General features: G+C 55.5%; 24 protein-coding genes. 8 read left to right on the top strand and 16 right to left on the bottom strand.

Features of this window, described 5'->3' with window-relative positions:
* Nucleotides 1–16 precede the first annotated feature (16 nt).
* From pheS to BN2684_RS16205, 3 genes are all read right to left on the bottom strand, one after another.
* Nucleotides 17–1048, bottom strand: coding sequence for a phenylalanine--tRNA ligase subunit alpha (gene pheS, locus BN2684_RS16215; RefSeq protein ID WP_058303193.1), 1032 nt, complete (start codon nt 1046–1048; stop codon nt 17–19).
* A gap of 559 nt (nt 1049–1607) precedes the next feature.
* Nucleotides 1608–1802, bottom strand: coding sequence for a hypothetical protein (locus BN2684_RS16210; RefSeq protein WP_058303192.1), 195 nt, complete (start codon nt 1800–1802; stop codon nt 1608–1610).
* 66 nt (nt 1803–1868) lie between these two features.
* Nucleotides 1869–2138, bottom strand: coding sequence for a DUF1294 domain-containing protein (locus BN2684_RS16205; RefSeq protein WP_058303191.1), 270 nt, complete (start codon nt 2136–2138; stop codon nt 1869–1871).
* Nucleotides 2139–2460: 322 nt separating this feature from the next.
* On the opposite strand from BN2684_RS16205, the gene BN2684_RS16200 reads away from it, so the two are divergent.
* Nucleotides 2461–3393, top strand: a complete 933-nt coding sequence (locus BN2684_RS16200; RefSeq protein ID WP_058304588.1) for an aldo/keto reductase — start codon at nt 2461–2463, stop codon at nt 3391–3393.
* Between the two features lie 148 nt (nt 3394–3541).
* Here the strand turns inward: BN2684_RS16200 and BN2684_RS16195 are convergent, their stop codons facing one another.
* The 7 genes from BN2684_RS16195 to BN2684_RS16165 form a co-directional block, all read right to left on the bottom strand.
* A complete protein-coding gene (locus BN2684_RS16195) occupies nt 3542–5089 on the bottom strand; it encodes a DUF4179 domain-containing protein (RefSeq protein WP_058303190.1) in 1548 nt (515 codons plus the stop codon).
* Nucleotides 5082–5591, bottom strand: a complete 510-nt coding sequence (locus BN2684_RS16190; RefSeq protein WP_058304587.1) for a sigma-70 family RNA polymerase sigma factor — start codon at nt 5589–5591, stop codon at nt 5082–5084. The genes BN2684_RS16195 and BN2684_RS16190 overlap by 8 nt, the downstream gene beginning before the upstream one ends.
* Nucleotides 5592–5921: 330 nt before the next feature.
* On the bottom strand, nt 5922–6302 hold the full coding sequence (locus tag BN2684_RS16185) for a hypothetical protein (protein ID WP_058303189.1): 381 nt from the start codon (nt 6300–6302) through the stop codon (nt 5922–5924).
* A gap of 202 nt (nt 6303–6504) precedes the next feature.
* Nucleotides 6505–7131, bottom strand: a complete 627-nt coding sequence (locus tag BN2684_RS16180) for an MBL fold metallo-hydrolase (RefSeq protein WP_058303188.1) — start codon at nt 7129–7131, stop codon at nt 6505–6507.
* A gap of 35 nt (nt 7132–7166) precedes the next feature.
* Nucleotides 7167–7733, bottom strand: a complete 567-nt coding sequence (locus BN2684_RS16175) for a thioredoxin family protein (RefSeq protein ID WP_058303187.1) — start codon at nt 7731–7733, stop codon at nt 7167–7169.
* 18 nt (nt 7734–7751) lie between these two features.
* Nucleotides 7752–8363, bottom strand: a complete 612-nt coding sequence (locus tag BN2684_RS16170) for an undecaprenyl phosphate transporter UptA (protein WP_058303186.1) — start codon at nt 8361–8363, stop codon at nt 7752–7754.
* Nucleotides 8364–8645: 282 nt separating this feature from the next.
* Nucleotides 8646–9608, bottom strand: a complete 963-nt coding sequence (locus BN2684_RS16165) for an aldolase catalytic domain-containing protein (RefSeq protein WP_058303185.1) — start codon at nt 9606–9608, stop codon at nt 8646–8648.
* Nucleotides 9609–9797: 189 nt separating this feature from the next.
* On the opposite strand from BN2684_RS16165, the gene BN2684_RS16160 reads away from it, so the two are divergent.
* Both BN2684_RS16160 and BN2684_RS16155 read left to right on the top strand, forming a co-directional pair.
* Nucleotides 9798–10244, top strand: coding sequence for a cupredoxin domain-containing protein (locus BN2684_RS16160; protein WP_058303184.1), 447 nt, complete (start codon nt 9798–9800; stop codon nt 10242–10244).
* Between the two features lie 170 nt (nt 10245–10414).
* Entirely contained in the window at nt 10415–10726 is a 312-nt protein-coding gene (locus tag BN2684_RS16155) for a hypothetical protein (protein WP_058303183.1), read from the top strand.
* A gap of 118 nt (nt 10727–10844) precedes the next feature.
* Here the strand turns inward: BN2684_RS16155 and map are convergent, their stop codons facing one another.
* Complete coding sequence (map, locus tag BN2684_RS16150) at nt 10845–11603, bottom strand: type I methionyl aminopeptidase (protein WP_058303182.1); 759 nt, start codon at nt 11601–11603, stop codon at nt 10845–10847.
* 291 nt (nt 11604–11894) lie between these two features.
* On the opposite strand from map, the gene BN2684_RS16145 reads away from it, so the two are divergent.
* The 3 genes from BN2684_RS16145 (at nt 11895) to BN2684_RS24570 (ending at nt 16966) form a co-directional block, all read left to right on the top strand.
* Nucleotides 11895–13439, top strand: a complete 1545-nt coding sequence (locus BN2684_RS16145) for a bifunctional ADP-dependent NAD(P)H-hydrate dehydratase/NAD(P)H-hydrate epimerase (RefSeq protein WP_058303181.1) — start codon at nt 11895–11897, stop codon at nt 13437–13439.
* A 1268-nt stretch (nt 13440–14707) separates the two neighbouring features.
* Nucleotides 14708–16498, top strand: coding sequence for an LPXTG cell wall anchor domain-containing protein (locus BN2684_RS24340; protein ID WP_058303180.1), 1791 nt, complete (start codon nt 14708–14710; stop codon nt 16496–16498).
* Between the two features lie 330 nt (nt 16499–16828).
* Entirely contained in the window at nt 16829–16966 is a 138-nt protein-coding gene (locus BN2684_RS24570; RefSeq protein WP_159065811.1) for a hypothetical protein, read from the top strand.
* A 159-nt stretch (nt 16967–17125) separates the two neighbouring features.
* Here the strand turns inward: BN2684_RS24570 and BN2684_RS16135 are convergent, their stop codons facing one another.
* Nucleotides 17126–18046, bottom strand: coding sequence for a prenyltransferase (locus tag BN2684_RS16135; protein WP_058303179.1), 921 nt, complete (start codon nt 18044–18046; stop codon nt 17126–17128).
* Between the two features lie 361 nt (nt 18047–18407).
* Nucleotides 18408–18551 carry a hypothetical protein gene (locus BN2684_RS24755; RefSeq protein ID WP_187385780.1) on the bottom strand — a complete coding sequence of 48 codons (144 nt, stop codon included), beginning with the start codon at nt 18549–18551 and terminating at the stop codon, nt 18408–18410.
* 205 nt (nt 18552–18756) lie between these two features.
* Between BN2684_RS24755 and BN2684_RS16130 the strand changes: the two genes are divergently transcribed.
* Together BN2684_RS16130 and uxaC are read left to right on the top strand one after the other, a co-directional pair.
* Nucleotides 18757–19767 (top strand): LacI family DNA-binding transcriptional regulator, encoded by a 1011-nt coding sequence (locus BN2684_RS16130; RefSeq protein WP_058303178.1) that lies wholly within the window; start codon nt 18757–18759, stop codon nt 19765–19767.
* 120 nt (nt 19768–19887) lie between these two features.
* A complete protein-coding gene (gene uxaC, locus BN2684_RS16125; RefSeq protein WP_058303177.1) occupies nt 19888–21294 on the top strand; it encodes a glucuronate isomerase in 1407 nt (468 codons plus the stop codon).
* Here uxaC and BN2684_RS16120 read toward each other — a convergent pair.
* The 3 genes from BN2684_RS16120 to BN2684_RS24565 all read right to left on the bottom strand — a co-directional run bounded on the left by BN2684_RS16120 (nt 21291) and on the right by BN2684_RS24565 (nt 22576).
* Nucleotides 21291–21590 carry a hypothetical protein gene (locus BN2684_RS16120; RefSeq protein WP_058303176.1) on the bottom strand — a complete coding sequence of 100 codons (300 nt, stop codon included), beginning with the start codon at nt 21588–21590 and terminating at the stop codon, nt 21291–21293. The genes uxaC and BN2684_RS16120 overlap by 4 nt on opposite strands.
* A 94-nt stretch (nt 21591–21684) precedes the next feature.
* Nucleotides 21685–22263 carry a spore protease YyaC gene (gene yyaC / locus BN2684_RS16115; protein WP_058303175.1) on the bottom strand — a complete coding sequence of 193 codons (579 nt, stop codon included), beginning with the start codon at nt 22261–22263 and terminating at the stop codon, nt 21685–21687.
* Nucleotides 22264–22411: 148 nt separating this feature from the next.
* Nucleotides 22412–22576, bottom strand: coding sequence for a hypothetical protein (locus BN2684_RS24565; RefSeq protein WP_159065810.1), 165 nt, complete (start codon nt 22574–22576; stop codon nt 22412–22414).
* Nucleotides 22577–22976: the final 400 nt, after the last annotated feature.

The raw sequence follows: 22976 nt of genomic DNA, 5'->3' as shown, positions 1-22976 counted from the left end.
TGGATCAAGTTTGGATTTACGCGCGGCCGAACTGCTTCAGGAACCGCAGGTCCCCGGTATAGAAATTGCGGATGTCATCGATCCCATATTTAAGCATGGCGATCCGTTCCGGCCCCATGCCGAAAGCGAAGCCGCTGTATACCTCGGGATCGTAGCCGCCCATGCGCAGCACGTTCGGGTGAACCATCCCTGACCCGAGGATCTCGATCCAGCCGGTGCCTTTGCAGGTCCGGCAGCCTTTGCCGCCGCACATGCAGGAGATATCCACCTCGGCGCTCGGTTCGGTGAAGGGGAAGAAGCTCGGACGCAGGCGGATCTGCACCTCCGGCCCGAACATTTCGCGAGCGAATTGCAGCAGGGTTCCCTTGAGATCGCTCATGCGAATGTTTTTATCGATCACGAGTCCTTCAACCTGGGTGAACTGGTGAGAGTGGCTGGCGTCATCTTCGTCGCGGCGGTACACCTTGCCCGGACAGATGATCTTGACTGGTACAGCGCCCTTGCGGCGCTCCATCGTCCGCACCTGAACCGGCGAGGTATGCGTGCGAAGCAGCAGCTCTTCGGTCAAGTAGAACGAATCCTGCATGTCGCGGGCGGGGTGATTCTTCGGCAGGTTCAACGCTTCGAAGTTGTAGTAATCCTGCTCGACCTCCGGCCCTTCCTCCACGGTATAGCCCATACCGACAAAGATGTCCTCGATCTCTTGCACCACGCGACTGATCGGGTGGATCGTTCCCGCTTTGGACGGACGTCCAGGAAGCGTCACATCGATCGTCTCGCTCGCAAGCTTCGCCTCCGTTTCCCGTCGCTGCAGCTCGGCCTGCAGAGCGTTCAGCTTTTCTTCGATCGCTTGCCGTACCTCATTGGCCACCTGACCGATGATCGGACGCTCCTCCGCGCTGAGTGCGCCCATGCCGCGGAGCACTTCCGTAAGCGGCCCTTTTTTACCCAAGTATTTAACCCTGAGGTCGTTTAGCTTTTGGCTGCCGCCTGCCGCCTCCAGCTCTTGAAGCGCGAACTGCTTCAGCTCCATCAAACGCTCTTTCATGAATCATTCGCCCCTTTGCCTGTTCTTCTTGCTCTCCATGGCTTGCTTTACTTTTACCTTCTTTCGGCTGCCGAATGCGATCGACAAAACGCAAAAAAACGCCATTCATCCCCCAAAGGGACGAAGACGCCGTGGTACCACCCTTATTCCAAACGCGCTTGCCGTTGTCCGCAGAAATGCGGATTCATCGTGACACCAATTGGCCGCTATGGCCCCGCTTGGGTCTGACGAGGTAACCGGACAAATTCCGAAAGCTCGTCGCGTTTGCTCTCACGAAGGTAACGGCTCGCAACCGGCCCCCTCTACTGGTCGCAATCGCGCGCGTTCAAGGGACTGCTCCGGAGTGAACTTCAGCAGCGGGATGGTGCGAGAAACGCTCTCAATCTTCGGCGTTTCCTCCCTGTCGCGTCGCTCTGCCTACTTTTCTCCATCTCTGCATTTCGGTATGGTGAACATTATGTCTCATTATAAGCAAGCGTGAACGGGAATGCAAGGTTTCGCTCGCCCATTGTCGGATTCCGGAGAGTGCCTGTACCCCATTCGATTCGACCGGCAAGCGCTACGGCATCCGTTTGATCCAATAAGCGGCGAGAACCGCGAAAATCGCGGTGATGGTCCACAAAGAGATCCGTACGTATCGGCGGCTCCGATCGCTTGCGGATTCGTCCGATTCCCTAAGCTCTGCCGCAAAGCGTTTTCCCCACTGGAGCGGTTCCGCCCCATGCTTTTGCCAGGACTGCTTGGAAAGTCCCATTCTAATCTCTCCTTCCCTATCCTTCGAACTTGGCTTTCGGCCATTCAAGCTGCTTATGTCTTCCCATCAATCCATCAACCGGACGATAAAGGTTACCGCCGCCGCGTTCACCATGAGCAACAGCGGGACTCCGACGCGAAAGGAGGTGTGAAGGGTTTTGTGACGAAAACGGTTCATGCCGAGCAAGACGCCGAGCGCCCCTCCGAGAAAAGCGGTGAGGAACAGTCTTGACTCCGGAATGCGGCGCTTTTTTCGCCGGGCGCGTGCCTTGTCGTCACCCATGAGGGCGAAACCAAGCACGTTAATCGCAAGCAGATAGACGAGCAGGACTGTCATCTTTTAGAGCCTCCTATCCTGATTTATCGGGGATACTTCTGAGCGAGTACAATTTCGACTTGAAACCTTGGGTTCAGTTGCCGTTCTCTTACCAATTGACACCGATACCTATTCACCCCATTTGGATCGATCGCTACTTGGTATACTCTTTTCGATTTTGGTCTAAATCGAGGACAACGTCAAGCCGGGAATGCAAGGAGGCTCCTTAGCTACCGAGTTGCTTTGATCCATGTGCATTCGATAAGGTAAGATGAATGAGAGTTTCGCTTATGCATCACCCTCAGTTGACCATCCCCATGCGAAGGAGGAACAGTCCATGGCCATGAAATACCGCAGGCTGGGCAAGACCGGTTTAAAAGTTTCAATCGTCGGAGTGGGCACCTGGCAATTCGGCGGCGAGTGGGGCAAGAGCTTCGGACAGGAAGAAGCGGACCGTATTCTCGGTCGGGCGAAGGAACTCGGCATCAACCTGATCGACACGGCGGAGTGCTACGGCGATCATCTGTCGGAAGAGCGAATCGGCGGCTTCCTGAAGCAGGACCGCCGGGAGGATTGGGTGCTCGCCACCAAGTTCGGGCATCATTTTCACGGCAATTTCAGCCGAACGGATGACTATGATCCCGAGGATGTCGTTCGCCAGCTCGAAGGCTCCTTGAAGGCGCTGGGAACCGATTATATCGACTTCTACCAATTCCACTCGGGACCGGATTCCTCGTTTGACAGAGACGATCTGTGGACTGCGCTGGATAAGCAGGTACAAGCGGGTAAGATTCGCCATCTCGGGATCTCGATCGGAGCCAACACCAACCTCCATCAAACCTCGGCGGCGACTCGCGTCGGCGCTTCCGCCATTCAGGTCGTCTACAACCGGCTCGACCGGGAACCGGAGGCGGAAGTATTCCCTTCCTGCCAGGAGCAGGATTTGGGCGTTCTCGCGCGGGTGCCGCTGGCAAGCGGTTATCTGAGCGGCAAATACAAGCCGGGAGCCGTCTTTGGTTCTGATGATGTCCGGCACCGGCATGACAAGGACAAGACCGACGCCAAGCTCCGCCTTGTGGAAGAGATTCTGCTGAACGAGGTGCCGGAAGGAACGCCGATGGCGGCCTGGGCGCTCGCTTGGTGCCTGAAGCACGATGCGGTGACCGCCGTCATCCCCGGCTGTAAGGACACCGCCCAAGTCGAGGCGAACGCCGCAGCGGTCGATCTGGTGAGCAACAACCACCCGCAAGCCTGGAAGGACGCAGAGCGGGAATAACGGACGAACGTTCTCTCAGAATGGAGCCAAAGGCAAAGCCCTTTACTAGCATCACAGCTGCAGTCGTATCACGAGAAAGGAGTTTTCGCCATTTCGGGCGGAGACTCCTTTCTTATGTCTTAAGAGAGATCGTGTCGGGACGAAGGCTTCAAAAAGGAGTCTTAAACTCCACCTTGTAAGGATCTTGCAAAACAGCGGGAAAGTAGCTGGGGTAAATCGCCAAGGTATCCTTCATCTGTGCTCCATTCGTAAATACGAAGATGTAGCTATAGTCAATTTCACCTTCATCAAACGTTTGCTGGCGAGTCTCCATGGTATGGGCTTCAAAAAGCGTTCCTGCTTCATCCGTTGCCTTTTCTATGCTGAAGCCTGCCGTATAGTCGGAGTTCCGTTTGACCCGGAAGCTTACGCGGCGGTCCTTCCCGCTCACCTCGGAGCCGAGGTATTCCAACCCGGAAGGGCCGTTCAGCAGCTTGCCAGTTTTCAGGTCCACGCGGATTGGCAGATCTTCATTCTTAAGTGCCACGACTCCCAGCCCCTCCAAGGTCAAACGATGCGGCCGAGTAAAGTACGTGCTTTCGAAAAAGTAAGTCATCCCGTCCGGATCGAACGTTGCCGTCTTTGTGGTCCATGCTCGGCCGTTTTCGTCTTTCAGGGTAAGGCCTTCCAATCCGTAGATATGAAGGGGGTTAGCCGGATCGAACACCACCTTCAGCTTCATGCGGGTCGGGTAGTAGATCGCATTTTCCAAGCGAAAGGTTTGCCCTGCGACCGTGAACGATTTGTCAATCCGCTGTTCTTGACGCATTCCTTGGAATTTGCTTTGATCGATCGAAAAAGAGACCTTCCATTCGCTACCGCTTTTCACGCCCGGCTCACTTTCAGGATGAAGAGCGATGTCAATCTTGGCCGGCTCGAGGCGCAAATCCTCCATCAGTTCAATCTCCAGGCTGTTTGATGCTGTCTTATCTGGAGGAGGATAAAAACCGCCGGCCACCGTGTACCCTTCCTTGATCGCTTGGCCTTGATCGTCATACAAGCGGACATCGTATCCGAAGGATGGAGGCAGATCGGTGTTCTTATCCGCTGTCAGTGTGTAAAAGATCACGATCCGCGCCTCGTCCGCGATTACCCCGTTCACCCGAAAGGTCACTCCCTCACGGCTGTCGGAAGCATCGATTTCTTGCATGAGGTCATGATCCACAGCAAGCTGCAGTCCTTTGTCTTGGGAAAAGAATTCGACGAAGCCCTCCATGCCGGGAATACGGCTTACATACGAAGCGAATACCGGAGAAACCCGGACGCTCCCGATAAAGAGAAGCAGTACCGCCGCCGCTGTCCAAGCCGCCAGCCGGGAGCGGATTTTCGTCTGCCGTCGTTTTGCCGCCCGGGCCATTCCGCTCTGCACGACGCCAGCGAGCCCGCTAGGAAGCGAAGTATTCTCGTAATGGCTCTTCAGCTCGGCTAGCGTCAGCTTGGACGGTGGATGTTCTTCCCTGCTCGATGAACTTTCCCCTTCGGGCTTGCCCGATGCTTTCGCATCCGTCCTTCTCCAGGAGTCGTCTTCCGACCCTTGCGAATCGCCATCCTGTTCCGGTTGTACCATGAACCGCTCCTTCTCCTCGTTCACAGTCGTCTGCTCCTCGCCGCCTTTCGGACGCTTCGCCCCATCGGGACGCAGGTTCTCCTCACGCATGGGTCCACTCCCCCTCTCCCAAGTGCCGGCGCAGCTCCGAGAGCGCCTTATGCAAGCGCGTCTTCACGGTACCGTCGGGTATTTCGAGAATTCGCGCAATCTCTGTCAGCGTATAGCCTTCAAAATACATCAGGACAACGATCCGGCGGTACTTCGGTTCAAGTCCGGTGATCGCCGCCTGCAGATCCGGGTCGGCTCCCTGATCCCAGACCACTGCGTCGTAATCAGCCAGCTCATTCCCCGCCCGGATGCGCCGCTTCCTCTCATCCGCGCAATAATTGAGCAAAATCCGAGTGATCCACGTGAGGAAATACTCGGGCTCCTTCAATTTGCCGATCTTCATGTAAGCCCGGCATACCGTTTCCTGCACGGCTTCGAGGGCGTCCGGTTCATTTCTCAGATAAGCGAATGCGATTCGGTACAGCCGCTCCTTACAGGAATCCGCCAGCCTTGCGAACGCATCGTCATCTCCCCTGCGGGCTTTTGCGGCCCATTCCGTCATGCTCACGTTCGTCCCTCCCTACGGGCCTTCGCAAACCTTTCCTTCCAACTCACGGCCGTCCTCCTGTCCTTGACTTCCCCCATTAGACGCGCGTACGAGCCAAACGGTTTTCGGTGGCGCTCTTTTTTTTCGCGCATGCTTTCAACCCTACTTATACGGATACGAGACGGCGTTGATTGGGATGGAAATGAGTGCGGGAGCCACAGCAAAAAACCTCCAGTTCCCGGAAAGGGCTGGAGGTTGAAAATTCTCGGTGAACATCGCCCGAGCTAAAGCTGCAGCTCGTTGATGCTAGCGCATATCCAATTTCTTCTCTGACGAACAGACCGATCAGATCCAAGCCTTCAAATTGATCTGCTTGATGAACTCCTCGCGGCTGGTGACTTCCTTGACCGGTTCTTCCGGAGCTTCTTCCATCGGTTCCCCGTTGACCAAACGGTAGAACAATTCCTCATTGCGGGTGGCAAGAGCGAAATCCAACAGCGCTTCCCGCTCTACCCGATCGGCTTCCTGCTCAAGCAAGACCTCTTCGCGTTCGATGTCCGCAGCGGGCACCAGCACATGCCGGTTCAGCTTGGGTATTCGCACCACATAATCAAACACATTGTCCGCATTGCGGTCATACGCGATGACATAGCCGTAATCCTCAAGCGGCAGTCCTTGTTCCAGAGAATCGCCCACAAAATAAACCTTTTGTCCGAGTCGCAGCATCCTGTCTTCCCCCTTTGACATCCCCTGCGGATGCGACCTTGTTTCTTCTTGAATCGGGCCAGTTTCAGCCTGATTCATGGTGCCATAATCAACAATACGGTTGAACCCTATATGATGTTTCACGGATGTTCAAGCTTCTTCTCAGGCTTCATGCTCGAGCTTTGGCTCAAGCTTTGGCTCAAGCTTTGGCTCAAGCTTCGGCTCAAGCGTAAGGATTGTTCGCCCGTTCATACCCGATGGTCGTCTTCGGGCCATGGCCCGGATAGACCTGAACGGCATCGTCCAGCTTGAACAGCTTGTTGTGCAGCGTGTCATGCAGCTCGCGTTCGTTTCCGCCGTAGAGATCGGTTCGTCCGACCCCGAGCCGGAACAACGCATCGCCGCCGAATAACCGGTCCTCCCAGAGAAAGCTGACGCTTCCCGGAGAATGCCCCGGGGTATGCAGCACACGAATCTCTGTGCCGAGCAGCTTCAGCACTTGCCCCTCTGCGAGGTCGTACTCCGCCGGACGGGCGGTGATGGCTCCGCCCACTTCCGGCCAACGAGCCGAACCATTCTTCTTCGGATCGGTCATCCAATCCGCCTCCAGGTCGTGGAGGTAGACGGGACAACCCTTCGCATCCCGAACCTCGTCAACTCCGGCCATGTGGTCGAAATGCGCATGCGTCAGCAGAATGGCTTCCACCTGGAGCGGTTCGATCCTGCGCAACAGCGCCCCTGGCTTCATTCCCGGATCGATCACGACGGCATGATTCGTCTCCGTATTCTTAAGCAGGTAAGCGTTGGTGCCAAGCGAGCCGAGAACGATGGTTTCGATTTGTAGGGTCATGCTCTTCGTCTCCATTTCCCGAGTGAGTGATTCCGTTAAAAGGATGAGAGAAGCGAACGTAGCTCCTCCACAATCGTCCCTTGATAGCCGTTGCCCTCTCCGTAGCGGCGTCCCATTTCTTCCCGCGCCGCCTGCAGCTTCTCCTGATAATCGGAGGCTTCCCGGTCGGGATTGGCCGTTTTGAAGGCGGTCATCGCCTCCTGGACATGCGCCGGTCTCGGTCCCCAGGTCCCGAGAACATAACCGCCGGTATCGGCGAAAATCACAATCGGAATCGCGCGTCCGCCCATCGTCAGGAACTGGTCCATGACATCGGGATGCTGCTCGATCACGAGCACCTCCAGCGGGATTCCGCTGTTCTCCAGGGTGCGGAATACGACCGGCACGTTGCGGACGACATCCCCGCACCATTCGGCGGCGAGAATCAAGCAGCGAAGGTCGTCGCGGTTCTTGAGCGATTCGAAGAACAACCGGTCATCCTCGCTCGGCCATTCAAAGGAAGTGTAATAATCCAGGAAGGCTTCCCGGTTTTTCTGCATGCTGTCGATGAAAACGGCGGGTTTCAAGCCGGTCCCGATGGAGCTTGCCACATTCTTGGCCATAACGAAGACCTCCTGTTGTTAAGATTGGGATTTCTTGCGGTTGCGCAAAATCTTGATGATGAAATAAAGCGACAAGAGTCCGACGGCTGCCGCGATGAACGGAATCGTGTACTGATCGGACAGCTCATGAATGTCATTCCAGCTCTTGCCCAAGCTGCTGAGCCGCTCCCCGAGCCATACGAAAAGGACGGACCACGGAATGATCGCCAGCGTCGTAAGCATGGTGAACTTCCAGAACGGCATGCGGGCGATCCCAGCGGGAATCGAGATGGCATGGCGGACGACCGGAATGAACCGGGCTGTGAAGATCACGCCGCCGCCGTATTGATTAAACCAGTTCTCCGCACTGTCGATGTGCTTTTTCTTAATGAGGATGTACTTGCCGTATTTCTCGACGAACGGCCTGCCTCCATAAAGTCCGATCCAATAGATGAAGAGCTGGGCGATGACGCCCCCGATGGTTCCGAAGATGATGGCTTCAACAAAATTGATTTCTCCCCGCGCTACCAGAAACCCGGCATAAGCGAGTACAATTTCGCTCGGAATAATCTCAATCATGAGGCCGAGCATGATGCCCCAATACCCGAGTCCCGTCAAAAAATCCAAAACCTGCTGAATAAACTGGCCCATTGTCAACCTGCCTTCCGATCGTTGGTTGTTCCTTGTCCCGACATTGGTCTCTACCATTCTATCATAATCAAATGGAAATCATGAAACCTTAATGCAGGATTAACTTTACTTGCAAAAGGAACCCTTGCTTTCGGCTCTACTCCGCTCCTGCGCGAAAGGCCTTGTACGCTGCCATCCTGAGTCATGTGGATAGAAAACGCGTCCGTTCGCATGAGAAAGGGTGCGAAAATCGCGGTTATGAGTTGACGCATACGAGGAGGGGAGGGAGAGACGAAGTCCTCGTCAATCTCCCTTCTTGGCAACGATGGCCTCCGGGTTCGTTAACGTATCGTAGAATTCGAGGTACTGGTCCTTGTTCTCGCTTGCGCGCAGCGCCATGGCAATTCGGGGATGCTCGTCGAACACGCCGGAGATCATGTACGGGATCAGGTAGCCCCACTCCCATTTTTGCCGGATGCCGATCATGTGCTCCTCAATGACCCGAATGAGCGGACGCAGCTCGTAGCGGGTGTTGTCAAGATGGCTCAGCAGCAGCTCCGTGTTGCAGTTGCCGGCAGCCCGTCCCATTCCGAAAACCGAGGAATCAAGGAACGTAGCGCCGTGGTCGAGTCCCGTCAGCGTATTGGCGAAGGCGAGCTGAAGGTTGTTGTGGGCATGAATGCCAAGCTTCTTATTCGGCACGAGCTCTTTGAATTTGTCTACCATCAAGGCGAAATCGCGGGGGTCCATGCTTCCGTAGGAATCCACCACATAGACGATATCGACGGGACTGGCGGCGATCCTGACAAGCGCCTCCTCCAGTTCATGCTCCAGCACGTGAGAGAGCGCCATGATGTTGAGCGAGGTTTCGTAGCCTTTGTCATGAAATGTTTGAACCAGCTCCAGCCCTTTCCCTACATCTCGTACGTAGCAGGCGACGCGAATGAGATCAAGGAGCGAATCCTCTCTCGGGAGGATGTCATCCTCGTCTACGCGCCCGATATCGACCAGGGCGGACAGCTTCGTTGCCGTCTTATGGGGAATAACCTCGCGAAGAAACCCTTCGTCCAGGTAACGCCAAGGTCCCGCCTCGGCCCCCTTCAACAGCTTGGGAGAATTTTTGTAGCCGATCTCCATATACTCGACACCCGCTTCACTGAGCCCTTTGTACAGGTCACGTACAAATTCGACACTGAACTCCCAATTATTGACGAGCCCGCCGTCGCGGATGGTGCAATCCAAAATGTTTGCTGCCCTTCGATCCATGAGTGATCCCCTTCCCGCTTCGTTTTCGCAATTTATATCATATGCCCGGCCCCCTGTCAAACAAACCCCGGAATGCCCGGACAGCCCATCGCATAAGAATGAGAGAAGGGGAATCGGACACGCCCCATTCGCTGCTCACCCCGGTATTCGGTGTTTGCCTGCAGCTGAATCTTTGAGGAGGGACGAACCATGTTTACAACCATTCGCATCCGCAAAAGCGCAGTGGCGGCCGTTCTAACGGTCCTCTGTCTGGGACTCATCGCCGGAGGGTATTATTACGGCAACGGAAGGGCCTGGACGGCATCGGCTCCGGCGGCTCCGGAAAGGATCATCGATATGGTAGCCGGAGAGTTCAGTTCGACCCAGAATGGCAAGGAAGTGGAGGCCTACGTCTGGCATCCGGGAACGGTCATTGCGGAAAAAGGCGAAACCGTCACCCTGCGCATCCGGGGAATCAATGGCGCAAGCCATCCTTTCTACATCGAAGGAACCGATGTGAAGGGAGTCGTGAAGAAGGGGATGACCACCTCCGTCACCTTTACGCCGCCGAAGGAAGGAACCTACCGGATCATTTGCACCGAGCATCCCGACGCCGCTCACAACGGTCCGATGATCGCCTACTTGGTCGTGGATTGATCCCTGGTCCAGACAGCTCCAATGATTCGTGTGCGATGGCAGGCTCCGTCGCACTTCCACGGGGCTTTAACCGATACCTCCCCGATTCGGCAGGCCGGTAGCCCGGTGCCTTCCTCCCGCATATGTATGACTAACGGCGCACATGCGCTGGCGGGAAAGGCGGGGAAGCTATGAAGTCGAATACAAGCAAGCATGATGCGCAGATTCCAAAGGCCCGGCACATCCGGCGGGCTTGCTCGCGCGAGCTGTACCGGACGGCCAAGAGGCTGAGCAAGCATATCTCGGCGGAGCGGATGGAGCAGGCCGAAGAGCTGTACGTGAAGAGGGTCATGCTGGATCTCCCTTATATCGCGCAGAACGGGAGCAACAAGCGGCTCTTGTCCGATTGGTTCGAGGAGCATGCGGCGGAGGAAATCGCCGCGCTCTGGGAGCTTCCGCCGAAGCAGGTGGCGGATGCGTTCCGTTCTGCTTTTGGCGGTTGAAGCAGGAGCCGTACCTTGCGAATCTGGATGAGAATGAACTTGCAACGAGAAAAGGACGCTCATCCGCCGAAACGGAAGTAGCGTCCTTTTTTACATGCAACAGCGCTTGCTTGCGTACTTACCGCGGCTCTCCCTGATCGGTGAGAATGACCGGACCGTCCTTGGTGATGGCAATGGTATGTTCATACTGAGCCGACCAACTGCCGTCCACCGTCTTAGCCGTCCAGCCGTCATCCTCGATGTACGCTTCCCAATGCCCCATATTCAGCATTGGTTCGACGGTCAGCACCATGCCTTCCTTCAAACGCGCCCCTCTGCCCGCAGGACCGTAATGAGGAACCTCCGGAGCCTCGTGCATATCCATGCCGATGCCATGACCGATGAACTGACGGACGACGGAATAACCGCGCTGCTCGGCATAAACTTGAATGGCATGGGAGATATCTCCGATACGATTCCCGACCACAGCCTGCTTGATGCCTTCATACATGGATTCCCGGGTCACTTGGAGCAGGTCCGCCGCCTTCGGACTCACTTCTCCGACCGCATAGGACCAAGCGGAATCGGCCAGCCAGCCGTTCAGGTTCACAACCATATCGATGGTCACGATATCTCCGTTCTTCAGCGGCTCCTTCTTCGGGAAGCCGTGGCAGATCACATCGTTTACAGACGCGCAGGTTGCATACTCGTAGCCGCTGTAACCCTTTTGCTCGGGTGTGGCTCCGCGCTCGCGCAGAAACTCCTCCACAAACTGATCGATCTCCCAGGTAGTCACACCGGGTGCGATTCGCTTGGCGATTTCCTTGTGGCAGTCCGCAAGTATGACTCCCGCCGCCCGCATCAGGGCGATTTCTTCGGGTGTTTTCATCTTAATCAAAACTGTTCCTCCTCCAATCGGCACAGCGTCGTCTCTATCGCGGATTTGGCGCTCATCCTTTCAAGAAGGCGAATGAACCCCGAATATCGGTGACGGAGATGGACCTGTACCCGTTCCACAGCTTACTATCACTATATGCGGCAAGCAGCACAGGGTAGCATTCGTCATGCTGCCGCTTTTTCGCTATACTTGATTCTAGAATTACGCCTTCGGAAAAGCAAGGGAAGCCGGCAATCGCTCGCATACCTCACCTCACGAAGCTATCCCAACTTGTTGTAGGGGGAATCCCTTTTGTACGTATTGACAGCAGAACAAATGAAGCAAGCCGACCGGCATACGATCGATCAGATCGGCATTCCGGCCATGTGCTTGATGGAAAATGCCGGCCGAGCGCTGGCGGATGAAATCATAGCCTTCTCCGAACGGCTGGAAGGAGAAGGCCGCAAGCTGAAGCGCCGATGGATCGTCTTGGCCGGCAAAGGAAACAACGGCGGAGACGGGCTGGTGGCGGCCCGACACCTGCGCCTAGCGGGAATGAGGGCCGACATTCTTTTCGCTTTCCCGGAGGGAGAACTCGCCGGGGAGGCAGCGTTACAGCGGGATATTGCGGCTCGCTGCGGCCTCTCTCTGTCTGCGGCGAGTGAAACGGACATCCGCTGGGACCGGTACGACGGGATTGTCGACGCCCTGCTCGGCACCGGTTCGACAGGAGCTCCGCGCGGGACGGTCGCCGATCTGATTCGCACGGCGAATGACAGCGGTCTCCCCATCGTGGCGGCCGATCTGCCGAGCGGTCTGGATGCCGACACGGGGGCTGTTCACGACCCGTGTATCCGGGCAGAGGCAACGGTGGCTTTCGCCTATCTGAAGCAGGGCCTCGTCCTCCATCCGGGCGCCGATTATGCCGGGCGGGTCGTCGTACGCCCGATCGGCATTCCGGAGGAAGCCCTGGAGGGGCTAACTCCGATCGCGCGATTGATCACGCCCGAGACGCTGGAAGGCGTCCTCGGGGTTGACGTAACGCGCAAGCGCAGAGAGGATACGCACAAAGGGACGTACGGCCACGCGCTCATCGCCGCCGGAACCCAGCGGATGAGCGGGGCCGGCCTGCTGGCGACTCGGGCCGCGCTGCGCACCGGCTGCGGGCTCGCGACCTGGGCGATGCCGTCGAGCCTGGTGCGCCATCTGCTCGGCCGCCTGCCGGAAGCGATGCTAGCGGGAGTTCCCGATGCCGGAGACGGCGATTGGACGCATGTCTCGGCGGAGACGCTCCTGAAGCTGGCCGAAGGAAAGAGCGCCTTCGCCATGGGCCCGGGGCTCGGACGCTACGCAGATGACTCACAGTGGCTGCGCGCCATCTGGGAAGGAGTCCGCTGCCCGCTTGTGCTCGATGCGGATGCGCTCGGCATGCTCGCAGACGCCTCTGACTTTGCCGACTGGCGGCGGAGGGATGAGCCGACCATCCTTACTCCGCATCCCGGCGAGATGGGCCGCCTCCTTGGGATTCCGACGGCGGACGTGCAGGCGGATCGCATCGGCGTCGCTCGCGAGTACGCGGCTCGGCATGGCGTGACCTTGGTCCTCAAAGGCTCGCGCACCGTTGTCGCCTCCCCGGACGGCGATGTTTACCTTAACCCGACGGGTAATCCCGGCATGTCCACCGGCGGAACCGGCGATGCCCTCACCGGCGTCATCACGAGCCTCCTCGCTCAAGGCTTGTCCAGCCTGCAAGCCGCCTGCTTCGGCGTATGGCTGCATGGAAAGGCAGGCGACGACGCCCGTGCAAGCCGGGGAACGGAGACCTTGCTTGCCGGGGACTTGATTGAGTGCTTGTAAGCTCCGGTTGAATGAGATCGGCGGAGGGGCTGTACGACATGTAGGTTTGGGCCTGCAGATCGTACAGCCCCTGATGATTGAAAGGACGAAAGATAAAGGAGCGGTTCAAGCGGGCGAAATTGCACGAGCTTGATTCGCTCCTTTTTGTGATCTTAACCGGTGCTCGACACTACTCGAGATCGCTCGCATTGATCCACCGGTGATCCATCGCTCACGGGAATCGAGGACATAGGCTCTATCGGATGCCACAGCCGCTATTTGATCGATAAACGGGGTTTGAAATCCTAGCGGAACTAGACGCAGCTATTTGATCGATATACGGGGTTTGAAATCCTAACGGAACTAGATGCAGCTATTTGCCTCCAATCGCCGATTTTTACTCCGCACCAAGCCAAGTAGCGGCATGCATTTCCTTTAGATTTGTCAGGGTGCCTTTTTGAGCGAGTTAACCGCTGCTGTCTCCGTTAGACAAGGAAATGTGGATCAAACTCCATTGCCGCTCATCATAGTAGAAGTCATTGCTGCACTCGTCCCTCTCCCTGCTTGCGGATTCCCTTCCTCAGCTTCATTCCCTCTCCCTTCGTGCGGATTCCTTTCTTCAACTTTAGTCCCTCTCCCCGCGTGCGGATCCCCCTCTTCAGCTTCAGTTCCCCTCGTAGGTAGTTCCTTATGAGGGGCTGCTCCAAAAGTGATCATTCAAAAGGGGAGCCGTTCCTATCATGTACGGAACTTCTCTTTTGGGACACCCCTTCTTTTATGTGGAAAGCTTCGTTCACGGCAAATCGTGATTTCCAGAGGGAATAGAAAGGAGCATTTATTGACTCCTTCCTCTATTGCTAGCAAGAACAACTTACTTGGGTTCAGCTCCATCACATTTTCGCTTCGCCGTATAAAAAGAAATCATTGTTCTATATAAAGAATTATTCTCTTGCGAATGAGTATGGTTTTATGGAATAGTTAGGGAGAGCGACGTTTGAACGGCATGCGTTCCGGTTAAAAGCTACCAGGAGTGTATGCGCTGGAAAGGAGCGATTTTTCTCATAAAGTCTTGGTATTCGCCACTGGCGGTTAGGAGCTTCGGATTATTTTTCTAAGGGGTGTCATAACTCAACGCTCGAGGGAATAAGTATCCCTCGAATTTCTTTTCAGTCCGACCGGTTCTTTATAACGAACATCATCGCAAAATGTCACCCAACGCCCATGATCTGCATGATCTAGAGTGTGGATGCAAACATGCTTAAATTGAAACCCACGAAAGAGGTGAACGCATGAAAAAGACAAATCAAAAACGGGTAGCAAAGCTGCTCCTCTGTGCTCTCCTAGTCTTCGGCTTGGCTCCCATCCTTCATGCTACGGCCGCCGGTCTCCATTCGACCGATTCTCATGCGGCCACAGAAGCAACCGTAACCGAGACCACTTATGCGAATGTACTCGACAGCACGTACTTGAATTTCATCGACTACGTGCGAACCGACGGCGATCAGAACACGGTCTTCCGGTATGCCTTAAAGCTGCCGGTATCTCCGGATTTATTCGCCGGGTCGATTCTCCAGTTGCATTTTGACGAACCGCTGACCTTCGTTGGCCCTGCCGGCAATTTGTCGGCGAGCCAGCTCAGCTTGCCAGTTGATCCAGCTTCCTGGGCATCCGCCCTCAGTCCCGGTCTCACTGCGACCGTCACGGGAAATACGATTGAGTTCTCCTTCAAGCTCGTCGGAAAGTTCAAGAGCGATCGCAGCTTCTCGATCCTGATCGAAGCGGACGGGAAGCAAAAGATGTTCACTGTACCGGCTCCTTCGCGGGAGATGAGCGGCGATCCAAAGGATTACGGCTCCCACTATATCGACATGGGCAAAACCAAAATCGTTGAAGATCCCGTAACCGGAAAAGCCAAGCTCCACCTAGTCATCACTGGAGGAAGCGCCACGATCAGCTTCAGCAGTTATCGTTATCCGCTCGGAACGGTTGTACAAGAGCATGGAGAGCCCTACGAGCTGCAAATTCTGCACGATTCCATCTCGGGTACCTACGGCCCGGGGACCTACGACCTGGAGATCGATCTCCCGGATGTCGGCCCATACCAGACGGATCTGTATGCCGGAGGAGTGTTGGTTTCACCCGGAAAAGACGGGCACGGCAGCTTGTACCTCAAATCGCTTCTGCAAATTTGGGATAAATGCCGGGGAAATGCGTTGCCGCTTGTATTGAACGTCGTTCCGGGGCAAACGAAACATGTCTGGACGGTAACGAGTAAGCTCGATGTCCCCGCCAAGTTCAATTGGCAGCTGGAAGGCAGCTCCCAAAAGGGGAGCGGTATCGTCATCCCGGCCGGCGGACAGCTGACCCTTGAGACCAACCGCATCGGGACGAACGACAAGCTGACTGTCGATCTGCTTCCTTGTCACAAGCTGACGAGCCTGGCAATCGGTGACGTGACGCCGACTCCGACTCCATCCGAGACCGCTACTTCGACGCCGACTCCGACTCCGTCTGAGACTGCTACTTCGACGCCGACTCCGACTCCGTCCGAGACCGCTACCTCGACGCCGACTCCGACGCCAACCGAGACTGCTACCTCGACGCCGACTCCGACTCCATCCGAGACTGCTACTTCGACGCCGACTCCGACTCCATCCGAGACTGCTACCTCGACGCCGACTCCGACTCCATCCGAGACTGCTACCTCGACGCCGACTCCGACTCCATCCGAGACTGCTACCTCGACGCCGACTCCGACTCCATCCGAGACCGCTACTTCGACGCCGACTCCGACGCCTGCGACCGCTTCCGAAACCGCAAACAGCTCACCGTCCCCGGATACCGTATCGCCCGCTGCTTCCCCCTCCCCTTCGGAGGATGAGATTCTCATCGACGTAACTCCGGAGCCGATTCCTTTAGGCGGCGGTGAAACAGCCTCTAGTGGAACGGGAACCACCTCGACCGCTGAAACCTTGCCTCAAACAGGCGAGTCTCTGCCCATCGGGTATTATGCCGCCGGCTTGCTGTTGATCGGAGCCGGACTCGGAACCCTGCGGTTTGCCCGCGATCGTTCGAAATAATCTCTGTCGATATATCCAGCCCTCTCGCTTCCCAAAAGGAAGCGGGAGGGCATTGTTTATGTACCGGGACAATTCCAACAACCCCCGATGAGCGTTGACCATTTCGAAACAGGGCCATTCCAGCGCCTTGTTGAATCGACTTCCGAAAAGGAACTCATACTAGTGAAAGCGTAGATTCAAACTGACGCTACGAACGAATGCGAAAAGAAGGACCGCATGAAAATCGAGCATAAAGAAGCTCGTCACAAGCGGAATCCTGAAACTCCACCGGTCGAAGTCCGGGTTGAATGAATGTTGTAGGGTACGCAATCCCACTAGGAGGAATAAAAATTGGGCAAAAAGAAATCGTTGAACCAGAAAATGCAGTCGATGGCCGACAAAGCCAGTAACGTGGAGAGCATCAAAGAAAATCCGACGGCGAACACAAAGAACGGCCAGTTTCACGAACCAAATCGTCCCTCTGTTTAAGATCACGATAAAGCGAAAGCAACCCACTCGGCTGATAACCGGACTGTGGGTTGCTTTTTTGATGGAGTGAGATAACGGGATTTAGGTATTTCTACTACCAAATAATGATCGCCATGAACTGGTTTTGCTTGGATTCGCCTGCTAACCAGCTCGAAGAGCCTACTTCAGAATTCCTTGAAGAAGCAGCGACGCCGCCATCACAAGCCCGCAGCGGACGCTAGCCATCTGGGATGCCTTCATCAGCGGAAGGTACGCTTCAGACGGATTCTCATCCGCTAGCGAGCGATAGACCTGGATGAGCGGCAACGCCGTGAGCAGCCCAAACAGCGCATACAACGGCACCGCTCCGACTGCTGCGGCCAAGACGAGGGATGCGTAGGCGAGAGCGACCAGCATCGTGGAGAACCGAAGCGCCTTGCTTTCTCCCATAACGACGACCAGCGTCCGTTTCCCCGCCTTGAGATCCGCGCGCCAATGAAGGAAGTGATGGTTAAACAGGATCAGGGTGGTCAACAACCCGATCGGCAGTGAGAGCAGGACGGCATCGAGCCGAAATGAGGAGGTCTGCACATAATAGCTGCCTACCACCGGAAGCACGCCGAATGCGATCACGATGGCGATCTCGCTGTAGCCCTTGCCCCGGTAGCCAAATTTCACAGGCGGAGCTACATAATAATAGGCGATCAGAGCGCCAAGTCCACCGTAGATCAATACGGGATATCCGCTCAGGATCGCAAGCAGGATTCCACTGGCCAGTGCCAAGACAAACATAGTCCAGGTCCAGAAGGCGTACTTTTGCTCCGTCCAGATCCCCTTGGTGAGAAACTGGGAGTGCGTTTGGATCACACCCTCGGTTTCAGCCGCAGCTGAGTCCGTTTCGTTGCGGTAGTCCCAAAGATCGTTAATCATATTGGAAAAGAGATGCATCGCAGCGGCGCCGATTGCCGTCACAACCAGCAGCCCGAAGTTCCAAACTCCGTTCCATGCGTATGCTCCAAGCGCTCCCAGAATGACCGGAAGAATCATCACCGGTACGATGTAAAACCGGGAAGCTTTCATAAAGTCTTTAATGCCGTTCATGCGCTAGCCTCCACCATTGATAAATGATAAGAAAATCACAAAAAAAGCTGCAGCAACCGCCAAATGCAGCGGAGCCCGCAGGGTCCAATGAGAAAGTATAAGGATTTTAGCCGAATTTGTCCATGTCAATCATTGGTGATTAATATCACAGCTATCGAGTGACTCAATTTCTGCACCTCTAACGGGTGGCCGGGGATAAAAAAGGAACGCGACTCCGCAAAAACAGCCCGTCCCTGATTATGGATGGGCTTGATCGTCTCCGAATTCTCGGTATTGGGGCAGCTATCTTTCTGTGGAGAAGCTAGTGCTTAACTGGCTTTCCTTCGGGAGCCGAAGTCCTACATCGGGAGCTGGATGACTCTCACATTGCCCGCTTATGCATTTCGACATCGACTTGCTCTTGGGCCTTCTGGATACGGATGACGAGCAGTTGCAGGAGATTCGCACGAAGTTCCTTTTGCTTGCAGCGGCTAAGCTTCCGAAGGATAAACCGTTCGATCGACATGCTCTTCAACTCCTTTTCCATTGGGTAATTTTACCGTTGATTCTAAGAATCTATACACGGAATTGCTAGAGCTGAAACAAGGACATGCATGCCTTTCCAAAAACAGGTCTTGGAGGCTAGAGAAGAGAAGCATCGGCTTGACGTCGTGAGCTTAGCGGCCTACACTGATACCATTCCCAACCCTTAAGAAAGCAGAGATCCCACTATGGTTACGATAAAAGATGTCGCTAAAGCAGCCGGCGTTTCGCATACGACCGTATCCCGGGCCTTGAATGGGAACCCGTTGATCAAGCTCGAAACCCGCGAGCGGATCGGACGGATCGCCCGGGAGATGAACTACATTCCCAACTATAGCGCAAGAAGCCTTGTGATGAAGAAGCCTCATACCATCGGCTTGTTCTTTTCAAGTCTCGGGCAATCCACCACAGCGAGCTTTTTAGAGGATGCGATCAAGGGGATCCGCAGCGAGCTGGATGAATCCTTCAACCTGTCGGTCAGTGCAATCGATGAAGTGAACCACCTGGACTCCCTCTCTCCTCAACGCTTCAGCGGTATTCTAATCGTAAGCCAAAGCGAAGTGGATGTGGAGTTTATCCGGCATGTCCAGAAAGCGAACATTCCGTTCGTGGTTCTGAACCGGCAGATGAACGAACCCGGCATCAGTTGGGTGGCGGCTAACGACCGCGACGGCACCCGCGCAGCCATCGATTATGCGATCGCCTGCGGCCACCGCAAGCTGGCCATTCTAGAAGGGAAGCCTGGCTACAAGTCCTCCATGGAGCGAAAGCTCGGATTCCTGGACAGCTTGAAGGCCGCCGGTATCTCTCTTCCATCCGAATACCAGATTGCCGGGGATTATTCAATGGAGAGCGGATTCGCTGCGATGGAAGAGCTTCTTGAGCTGCCTGACCCTCCTACCTTCGTCTTCTGCTCCAATGACGATATGGCAATAGGCGCGTTGAAGGCCTGCTATTCCCGTAAGCTTGATGTGCCAGGAGCCTTGTCGCTGATCGGGTTTGACGACATGCCGTTCGCCCGCTATGCGAATCCTGCCCTGACCACCATTCATAAACCTACTTTAGAAATCTGCAAGACCGGAATCCGCATGCTGCTTCTCCGCTTGAGCGATCCTTCGACCGAGTCGGAGCAAAGGCTGATCGAGACGAGCCTTGTTCTCCGAGATTCGGTTGCACGGCTTACTCCGGCTGAGGAATAATCATCCCTCTATTCAAAAAAGCCCGCTTATCACTAAGGGGTCCGATGTGATACAATGGCTTTGTTTCAAAATGTTAACGTGTGCATAATCCTATAAACTCGTTCGAAAGGGGATATCGCCATGTTTTTGAACGATGACTTTCTGCTGACCACCGAAGCGGCCCGAAATTTGTATCACCGCCATGCCAAGCGAATGCCCATCATCGATTACCACTGTCACCTGGATCCCGGGGAGATTCTGGCCAACGAGCCCTTCCGCAATTTGACGGAAGCCTGGCTTGCAGGCGACCACTACAAATGGAGGCTGATGCGAGCAAACGGAATCGCCGAGGAGTTCATTACAGGGAACAAGTCCGACTACGACAAGTTTCTCGCTTGGGCGGATACCGTGCCCCGGACGGTTGGAAACCCGATGTTCGCTTGGACGCATTTGGAGCTGCGCCGATTCTTTGGAATCACTGAACTTCTTAATCGAGAGACGGCTCCGCGGATCTGGGAGCAGGCGGGTAAGCTGCTAGCAACGGAGCCCTTTTACCGCCGCAATCTGGCGAAGAATGCGAGAGTGAAGGTGATCTGCACGACGGACGATCCGACCGATTCCTTGAAAGAGCACCAGCAGCTTCGTTTAGAGGAACCTGAGCTGCAGGTGCTCCCCACCTTCCGCCCGGACCGGGCGCTTCAATTGAATGCGGCAGACTTTCCCCAATGGTTGAAGCAGCTGGAGGAGGCTGCCGAATGCTCCATCGCTTCGTTCTCCGAACTCGTCGAGGCCTTAAGCCGGCGGGCTGCTTATTTCCATGACCTCGGCTGCCGCCTGTCCGACCATGCGATCGACTGGCTGCGCTATGAATCCGGAGATGAGGCTGTATTGGAGGAGCTGTTCGCCAAACGGTTGGCCGGCGACCGGCTCACCGATCATGAACGGGCCGTCTATCAAACCGAATTGCTGTCCCGGCTCCTCTCTCTCTATCGCAAGCTGGGTTGGACTCTGCAGCTTCACCTTCACGCTTATCGCAACAATAATAGCGCGATGCTGAAGAAGATCGGAGCCAATACCGGCTTTGACGCATTGAACGACCGGGATGTGACCGAGCCGCTCTCTCGGCTGCTGGATCGTGCGGAGAGCGGAGACGGGCTCCCCCAGACGATTCTATACTCGCTCAATCCAAAGGATTATCCCGCCATCGCCACCCTCATGGGCTGCTATCAAAAAGAAACGCCCGGCAAGCTTCAGCTTGGCTCGGGCTGGTGGTTCAACGATACGCGAAACGGGATGAGGCAGCAGCTAAAGGTGTTCGCAGACAACAGCTTGCTCGCCCATTTTGTCGGCATGCTGACCGATTCCCGCAGCTTCCTGTCCTACACACGGCATGAATACTTCCGGCGTGTGCTGTGCGAGCTGATCGGCGAATGGGTGGAACGTGGAGAAGCGCCTGCTGACGAAGCCTTGCTCGGCCGCATGGTCGAAGACATTTCCTACGGCAATGCCGCCCGGTACTTCGGGTTTGGCAACTCGTATCCCGCTTAACCGGTCAGAGCTTCGTTTGAGTCGGTCAGGACGGTTTCAAATGTGATATGGACATCCCGGCGCTGATTCTCCATCCATTCCGCGTACGGGTCCGTCACATTCACCTGGGTACGGGTTGTGCGTAGGTCCTCCCAAACACATTCCACCCCACCCTCTTGTAAAAGGGTGCTGAACATTTTACAGCCGTTGCAATACTGGGCTTGGTGTTCCGCATCCGCTCTCACGACTTTGTTGCGAAGGCAGCAATATATTTCCTGATCATCATTCGCCACATTGCGATGCAAGACTCTCGTCATGGGATCACTCCTCTATCAAAAATAAAAACAAAGCTCTTCCATTGTAGCGGAGCCGATCCGCGAAGTCGCTCGAACGGCGCTTCCTTGACCGGCTCTATTTTTGACGGTTCCTGTCTGCTACTGTATGCAGAAGGACTCCGATCGGTTCTTCTTGAGAGAGGGGATGGAAGGAGCCTGCCGGATCCGGATCGAAAGCTTCCAGGATCGCCTGGGAAGCACCCGCAGCCATGCCCAGCACTCGATGCAGGGAAGCGGTCTGAAGCGCTGTATACGGATTGGACCGATTCAGGCAGACGATTCCAAGAAGGGAGGCAACACCGATTTTCGGCAGGGGCTTGCCGAGCGAGCTTCCCGGAGCGAGCGGATGCGGCTCCAGCTGATAGAACCCGACGGAGCGTCCGACCACGCTGTCAATGGCTAACACGCAGGCGCCTTCCGGCACCTCGTTCAAGCAAGCCGTCAAGGTGTCGGAGTCGCAAGGCCGCTCCAGCGTTCCAATCACATTAGGATAGCCTGCATATTGCAGCAGGCTGCCGACGAGTGGCCCGAAGGCGTCTCCCGTCGACTGGTCCGTTCCGACACATATACAATAAACGGGATTTCCCGAGGCGAAACGTTCTTTGAATTTGACTAGCTCCTGAACTAACCCTTCCTTACGGATGATGGGCGCCACTTTCGTTTTCCTCCCTTTGCAGCAAAAGAACCCTTCATCCGCCGACAGTTCCGGCGAATAAGGGCCAGAGATTCTCCTGCAATTGTAAACGAAGCGGGGGCTTCCCGCCACTTCGGGACGAATCTCTCTCTTAAGCCTTCCCGACGGCCTACGCGGATACTTGCTCGCTATCCTGCTCGATGTCTTCGGCTAGAACGGCCTGGATGACCTCCAGATTCTGAAAGCAGGGCTTGAGATAGACCGCCATCGCCATCGCGCGCTCTTCATTCATGACTTCTCCAAACACTTTCCCCTTGTAGCTGAGCTGGTACAAGGCTCTCCCTCCGATCCTATCGTTCTTCATCGCATTGGTTGGCTCTGTTACCCTTCCCGTAGAAGCTCGGACTTATGGGCTTAAAGACTCGCTCTAGGTCCAAAGACTGACCGGGTTTTTTATCTTATACCCCATTCCAGCATTCTCTAAACAGAACGAATCACGAAAATTGAAAAAAATGATCAATATCCAAGCAGACAAGCCGCGAGATCATTGATAGGATAGAGGAAACGGGCATGGAGCAAGGAGAGAGCCGCGAGTTCGCTGAGGAGAACGCGCTGTCCGTCGCAGCACCGTTCAAGGAGGATACTTGGTGCTAAGGAATGAAGGCGGGATTTCCGATCGTCGTCGGCTATTGCCGATTACCGTCACCTTCGGCATGCTGGCGGAATCAGCCGGC

Origin of the sequence: Gorillibacterium timonense (genome assembly GCF_001457415.1) — a bacterium.
Taxonomy (GTDB): Bacteria; Bacillota; Bacilli; order Paenibacillales; family NBRC-103111; genus Gorillibacterium; species Gorillibacterium timonense.
The sequence above is the reverse complement of the archived record's forward strand: the minus strand, read 5'-3'. Positions and strand labels throughout refer to the sequence as shown.